At 38.4% G+C, this 7,571-nt stretch carries 5 protein-coding genes; all 5 read right to left on the reverse strand.

All coding sequences use genetic code 11. The features are described from left to right. Positions 1-467: 467 nt before the first annotated feature. Positions 468-1,751 carry a toxic anion resistance protein gene (locus F601_RS0100115; protein WP_018163658.1) on the reverse strand — a complete coding sequence of 428 codons (1,284 nt, stop codon included), beginning with the start codon at positions 1,749-1,751 and terminating at the stop codon, positions 468-470. A 69-nt stretch (positions 1,752-1,820) separates the two neighbouring features. Next, complete coding sequence (locus tag F601_RS0100120) at positions 1,821-2,675, reverse strand: hypothetical protein (RefSeq protein WP_018163659.1); 855 nt, start codon at positions 2,673-2,675, stop codon at positions 1,821-1,823. Positions 2,676-2,802: 127 nt separating this feature from the next. Beyond that, positions 2,803-5,058, reverse strand: coding sequence for a bifunctional glutamate--cysteine ligase GshA/glutathione synthetase GshB (gene gshAB / locus F601_RS0100125; RefSeq protein ID WP_018163660.1), 2,256 nt, complete (start codon positions 5,056-5,058; stop codon positions 2,803-2,805). Positions 5,059-5,455: 397 nt separating this feature from the next. Further along, a complete protein-coding gene (locus F601_RS0100130; protein ID WP_018163661.1) occupies positions 5,456-6,319 on the reverse strand; it encodes a hypothetical protein in 864 nt (287 codons plus the stop codon). A 270-nt stretch (positions 6,320-6,589) separates the two neighbouring features. Next, a complete protein-coding gene (locus F601_RS12055) occupies positions 6,590-7,294 on the reverse strand; it encodes a YiiX/YebB-like N1pC/P60 family cysteine hydrolase (protein ID WP_018163662.1) in 705 nt (234 codons plus the stop codon). Positions 7,295-7,571: the final 277 nt, after the last annotated feature.

The raw sequence follows: 7,571 nt of genomic DNA on the forward strand, positions 1-7,571 counted from the left end.
CAATCTCCCAGCCATCCTTATGGTAGTCTGAAATAAGTTCCTTATCTAAGCGTTCTAAGCAATGAGCCAAACTCTCTGTAAAGACCTTACTCATCAAACTCATTATTTCTGTTTCTAACTCAGATAAATGTTTACTAGTCTTTAAAATTTTTCCAATCTTTGTTACAATAGTCATAGGTTCTATATCCTTTTGGGTTATTTCGTCATTTCCTAGGATATAGGACTTTTTTTATTTTGAAAACATGTAAACGTTTTTCCGAGTATTATTTTACACTAACATTTCTTTTTAGGGGGAGATTTTCAGAGATTTCTATGAAGGTGTTTTCACTGATTAGTCTGATTACAAGCCGATAGGCATAGGATTTTGAAAGCTAATCTAAAATGACCAGCATCAAAATATAGTGTGTGAAAGGGGATATTTTAAAAAAAGAACTAAGAAAATCGAGTTCTCTTAGTTCTTGACTATTTTACTCTCCCTCAGGTGTCACGTCCTCGCGACTTCTTTGTACTTCGTCTTGTACAATTTTTCCTTCGTTCAAAAGAGCTTCAACTATTTTTTGGTCTCTTAGTTTTACTGAGTCGTTGATTGTTGCGGCTGATTTGATGACAGCAGCTTCCAATTGAGCGCGTTGTTTACGTCCGTTATCAATAGCAGCTATAATGCCATTGTTTTGAGCCACAAGGCTTTCTGCAAGAGCTGTCACTGATTTGATTGATACCGTTGGGCTTTGTGCTGTGCGTTCTAGCTGAGGGATAGCTTCTTTACTTGTCTCTGCTAGCATTTGAAGCGCAGCATTATTGGCATTGACAATAGCATCCGCTGTAATACCTGATTTAACAGATTGTTGTAAGATTCCAAGCTGTGCAATTGACAACTTCATTGTTGGGATAGTATTGCGACGCAGCATGCCAAGTTTTTGGCGCATATCTGATGATACTTTAACCATGTTACGCATTTGTGGGGTTGTTGTCCAGGCAACATAGAGACGGCTGAGGTATTCAGTGTGTTGTTGTTCTAAAGTGTTGATAACTTCAGTCATGCGAGCCAATTCAGCTGTTTTGTTGTGATACTCAGGAGTAGCTGAATCAAGTAATGTTACTTCGTTCTGAAGTTTTGCGGCACGATCAGCTCCCTCTTTTTGGGTTGCCTCAATGAAGGCGATAACACCAACTAGGTTTTCAATCGATTTTGTATTATCTTCAATCAGCATTTCAGCTGAAACGATGTTGCGAGCTAAAGTTTCTTCTTGTTTGACAACAGCAGCAGCCATGCCATCCATTTTCTGCTCAATATTTTGAGAATCAAAATAGAATTCTTGTAAAGTGTTCTTGCTTTGCTTGAACATTTTTTGTAACAAGTTAGGTTTCTTTTCTAATTCTGCTGGTTTGGCATCTTTATATTTAGCAATGAAGCCATGCAATTCACGGTTTGTATTTTTGAGAAGTTCATCAACTTGAGGGATTTCAAGTTTTTTCTGCTCAGCTAGGATATGATTTACAGTTGTGTTTACTTCTTCAACAGCAGATGTTCCGAAATCGAGCAAGGCATTTTGATCAGTAACAAAGGTGTCAACAAGTGCTGGAGCTTTTGCAGCGATGGCAGTTTGTTGTTCAGGCGTTAGTTTTTCTAAAAATGAAACTTGACCTGTGGAAGAAGTGTCAGTTGCTGCGATAATCTCAGTTGTCTTGTCGGTTTTTACGAGTGCATTGTTTGCAATTTTGTCAATGTCAAAGTTAAATGTGTCAGCCATAGTTTAGCTACCAGGAGCTGTGTACCTAGTGTGGTCGAGGTCTCGCAGTTCCAATCCTTTCTCCAGTGTTTAGTAAATATCAGAAGTTTTAGCTTCTTGAGCATAATCTTTATGTTCAGCATTCATCATACGAAGGCTGACATCGAAGTCCTTCATGTCGCTCTCGTTGAGCTGACGAAGTGTTTCATCAAGGTCAAGGTCGAATTTTTCCAATGCAGCTTTGGCTTGTGCGAGGCGTTCTTCTGCGTTGTAGTAGTTTTTTGGTTCTTCCTTAATTTTTAGATAACCAGTCAGGATGTCTTCAAAGCGTTGCATGTTTGCTTCATGTAGAGCAGTAAGTTCTTCCTTATTATCAGCCTGCGAAATCTTTTCTAATATTGATGCGTGGTCTCGTTGGATATTGTTGTAAACTGTGCTCAATTCAGGTGCAATTTCTAGGGCATCTAAGTTAGCATGACCTTTAGAAAAAGCACTTGGCGTAATGTCAATTTTAAGCAATTGTGTTTGAAGTTCAGTTTCAACTTCCCCAGCTTTTTTAATCACACGGTGGTAGATTGTCGAATCCATTTTTTCTTTGAGTTCATTTGCCTCAGATTGTATTTTTTGGACTTTTGGCAATAGCTGGCGCGCTTCAAGTGCATATTGTTTGTATTCTTTATTGGCCAGGTAATCCTTCAAGACTTTCAATTTTCGGTCGGCAATTTGAATGTCAGATTTTAAATTTTGAAGACGTTGAGCAGTAGTGGCCTTATCAAGTCTTGCCTGGCGACTTATCAGACGATAGGCACCATACCCAACTCCTCCAATAATTAAGAGAGGTAGCAGGGTTTCAAAAATCCAGCCAAAGAGTGCGAGAAGGATAATCCCACTAACAATTAAGCCAAACAAAGAATTACTTCTAGGTGGACGACTATAGTAAGCCATAATATTTTATTCTCAAACTTTCTTTACGTGTATAGCTATTATTTTATCGCAAATGATGGCCTTGTGACAAGAAATAACCTTAGTTTTGCAAAAAAACTAGACTAAATCTAGCCTAGTTAAAAGAGTATTATACAATTTCAGGGAAAAGTTTCTCTAATACCTTGATAGTCAAGGCCTGTCCCTCACCTTCTTGGCAATAAGTGTGCATATACATACATGGATTGAAATTAAGTTCGATACAGGTAGCACCAGGATTTTCCTTGCTTGAAATGTGATTCTTGTCAGGAATAATTAAGTCTACACCGCAGGCCCACGCTCCCATTGTTTTTGCCATATCAGCAGCTAATTGCTTAAATGACGCATCCATGCTGCTTGTAACATCGATAGAATCGCCGCCTGTAGAAATATTTGAGTTCTCACGTAAATTAACTTTAATTCCATCTGGGAGAATGTCATCCGGACTGTAACCTTGCTGTTGCAGCATGAGCAATTCAATATCACCTAAGTCAATGATTTCAAGAGGTGACCTATGGTCTCGTCCTCGGAGAGGATTGCTATTTTTGATAGCCACCAGTTGGCGGATACTATGCTTACCATCACCGACAACATTAGCAGCAACACGAAGAAGCACCGCCTCACAGACACCATCAAGGACAAAGAATCGATATTCAGTACCAGCAATAAAGACTTCAACTAAAACAGAATTATCCTCAGAAAAGGCGATATCTAGTGCTTTTTCATAATCTTCAAGACTAACACTATCTTTGAAAATTGAAATTCCTAGACCGAAATTTGTTGATTTTGGTTTAACCACGATAGGTTTATCTTTAATTTGCGAAAAATAGCGGAGCGCAGCATCTTTATTGTCAAATTCACTTCCAGCTGGAACAGGGAAGCCAGCTTCAGAGAGGATTTTCTTAGTGACAATTTTATTTTCCATGGCCAAGGGAATAACATAGTTATCTCTAGCTGTCATATTAGCATTTTTGACATACTCAATATGATTGCCATGCCAAATTTTGAGGAATTGATCACTCTCATCCATTATTTCAAAATTTAGCCCCTTTTGAATAACATCAAAGAGCAACATCTGAGTTGATAGCTCCATTGTCTCATAACCCTTTAGGGCATAGTGAGCTTGCCAAGCATAGTCTTGATAACCTTGGCCTTTTTCCTGACCAAAGTTCTCCAGAGATAAGTCTTCAAGATAATCTACCAATTGACCTGACAAGGTTAAGTTTGGCTGAGCAATCTGCTCCACAATTCTGTCCACCAAATTTTGATAGTAGTTAGGCAAGTCAAAATGCTTAATAACCGCCTGCATGGCATCAAGAATGTCCTTAACAGGCGCCTCATCCGGCAATTTGTCTAGTGGATGAGCAAGAGCAATAGCGTCATTAAGTTTTTGAGCCTTTGCAATCTCTTGGTCAATAGCAGAGCTAGAATCTAACCAAAGAAGGGAAAGGGCGAAGAGGTGAACCGTATCGACAGTTTCCTGTGTAATCCCCTTATTATCAAAAGGATTGAGGTCAAAACAACGGAATTCCAAATAAGTGACACCGTTTGTCAGGTAATCACGATTACGTTTGCTTCCACGCAGGCGGACAGGCGAATAGAATTCCTTCTCCGCAATCAGACGACCATCAGAAACACAGGCTTCAATGTCAGAAATGTAGTGCTCAAGACTATCGTATGAAATCCTAACCTCATCATGGTTAACATAGCCGTAGGAACTATTACGAAGTGAACGAACAGGCTTAGTAAGTGGAGTTTCAAGAAATCCCTGCTCTGCTATTGGCGAAGCCCCGTATAAAAAAGTTAGGAGCCAGCGGAAGCGCAAGAAGTTTTGGGCTAGTTTGAGATGGAGGTCGTTACGGAAGTCCACCATGGATCTGTAGCCGCTTTGCTGGTAGAGGCTTTGAACCAAATCCTTACCCAACTCCATATTGTAATGAATCCCCGACATTGATTGGAGAAGCTTGCCATAAGTTTCAGCCAGATGCTTACGGTAGTTGCGTTCGTACTGGCTATCTAATTTTGCAATGCTAATCTCGTCCTCGGTGATTCTAGGGGGCATAGAAAGAGGCCAGAGGTACTCATCTTTTGAGATAGAACGTCCAGCTACATCAGTAATAGCTCCTAGAAATCGCAGAGCTTCACTAGTTGATGAGGCTACTGGAGTGATAAGCTCTAGCTGAGGCTCGCTGTAGTCGGTTTGGATATAGGGATGAAAAGAGCGATTTCCCAACACTTTCGGATGGGGCGTTTGTGCAACTTTGTGAGTAGATTTATTAATCCGCAAACTCTCCCTCTCTAAGCCAAATGTTGCTTGGAGGATAGGGAGGTTCTTGGGAGCGTTTTGTAAGAGTTGTTTTAGTGTCATCATAAACTCCTTGAAGTCATAGTATTCATATTTTACCGTAAATCGTTTTCTAAAATCAAGAATCGGCTACATATTAATGGCATAAATAGGAAATTTCTAAGACTTGATAGTTTTTCTTTATCTCCCTAATCAAGCTAAATATTATAAAAACTAAAACTCAAATAAAATCAAAATCTGACGAGGAAGTGAGACAAAGGCAGTACTAGAGTAGGGCAAGTCGAAACTGACAGCTATCAGTTTGATTTTAATAGACTATAAAAAGGCCTGAAACCTTTTGTGATAAGGTTCCAGGCTTAGAAATAGAAGAATCACAAATCCAATCTTAAGTCTTGGTATGTAAGTGTGAAAGTGGACTCGACCTAACACCAAAAGTTTTGAGGATGTTGGGAGTATCTGACTAGCTAACCGTCCAGATATAATAGGGGTACTCATCTGGATTTTCTTTTGCAAAACTGTAAGTATCCACTATTGTTTGGGATTCTATATCGAAGGACACTAATTTATTTTGCACAGTAAAAAGAAGATGCCCGGTCTTATCAAAAGTAAAGAAGTCAATAGAAGGAGATGCGCTGCCATTAGTTAAGCCAAGATCGGTTAAGTTAATAAGTTTCATTTCCTTGTTTTTAGGATTGAAAATGGTAAAACAAGAATATCCAAGCATATCATAACTGTGTTCGATGAAAATGAGGTCATTACAATATGTCATTCGCATCGGAAATTGTTCTGGTAAAGGTAAAAACTCATTTTCTCCAGTCTTGGTATTTTTAACAAATAGCTGTCCAGTAGGAGTGGACTCTTTGGTAGTATTGTCTCGAATATCGACGTTAGCAGTGTATAATATCCCCTCAAGTGTTACTGATTCAACGAAGCGATATTGCTCACCATCAGATGTATGAAGAGGTTCTTCTGATATTATGGATAAGTCAGACTCATCAATGGTTACATAGTTATCAATGTATGTTTCGTTTCCGGCGTCTCTAGTTACTGTTAACTGTAAAATACCATCTGAATCTGAAAAACCTGAAGATAACATAAATAATCCCTTGTATGTTTTACTCTGAATCTCATTCCCTTGTTTATCAAACTGAGTTAATACAGCACTATCTGTGAAGGTAGTCCAAGTATAAAAATATTTTTTTGTTGCAGCACTTCCACCATCTGCGTAATTATCAGTGTCTGTTGTTGTCACTTTACCTGTTTTAAAGTCGATAGTTACAATTCCTGTAGGAAAAGATTGGGGTCCAACCCAACCTTTAGACATGAGAAGGTAACGGTTATCAAATTTCGCACTTGGATAATAACTATTAACATACTCAGCAATCTGATACTTGTTTTTTTCAAGTAAGTTAAAATTTCCATTTGTGGTGTCGAAACTATAAGTTCCCTCTGAAGTTACAAGGTAAGTGCTAGCTTTTTCATTTAGTTTAATCTGGCTAGTTAGGGGGGAAGAGAAAAAGAAATACCAAATTCCAATGCCAATGCTAGCAACTATTATAATAGCAGCTAGCGACAGAACTTTTTTTTCATAAAGTTACCTCGCGTCTTTGTAAATGAGTGTTACTTTTGAATTATTAACCAACTCACCTGGATGAATTGCCATCTTGCCTGCGATATCATTGTCAGATTTATTCAAATCAACACTAGCGGTATAGTAATAGGCAGCCCAGACAAGTTGAGAACAGTAAAACTTATCTGTTCTTTTGGCATCCCAAAAATTGATATTATAAGGTTTTCCAACCTGTTGCCCAGCCCATTTACCTGCGTTATAATCTTGTTGAATAGTAGTTGATGTGACTCCCACTTGATAGACTGTATATCCTTTGCTAGGGACCCATTTGTTTTGTCTGAGTCTAACTGCTTCTTTTAGTCCAGGAGCTTCTGCCACTACGTAATTCTTTTGAGGTGCTACGATACCTGCATGCCAAGAATTTATCAGTTCATTACCAAAACCTTGCGTAGTAACACAGATTACTCCATCACGCCAACTCCATGTCCCAGTTACAGAATCAGTGAAAACTTTAGGGTCTCGACGGACACGCATAGAATCAGCAGTTTTTTTATAATTGCTATTAATTTGTGCTACATTATCTTCTAGCCTCTCCATTTCGATTTGTTCTGCGACAGAGAAATGGCTTGTTTCTATCTCAGGTGAATTTGCATGAGCAGAAGTCAGCGGTGCAGTGAAAGACATCAATAAGATAGAGCTTGCTAGAGTAGTTTTAATTAACTTTTTCATGATAATGTTTAAACCCTTCTATTTTAAAAATACTAAGTTTGAGATAAGAAAAAGATAGTTGAATAATCCCTTTCATGATAATCACGTGACCTCTTCCTTGTTAATGAAGAAACCATTTCCACCAATCAGGTTCGGATTTAAACAATAATAGAGCTACGAGTAAGATTCTATAGAAATTTCTTTGTTAGTGTAAAATAATACTCGGAAAAACGTTTACATGTTTTCAAAATAAAAAAAGTCCTATATCCTAGGAAATGACGAAATAACCCAAAAGGAT

Origin of the sequence: Streptococcus henryi DSM 19005 (assembly GCF_000376985.1) — a bacterium.
Classification (GTDB): domain Bacteria; phylum Bacillota; class Bacilli; order Lactobacillales; family Streptococcaceae; genus Streptococcus; species Streptococcus henryi.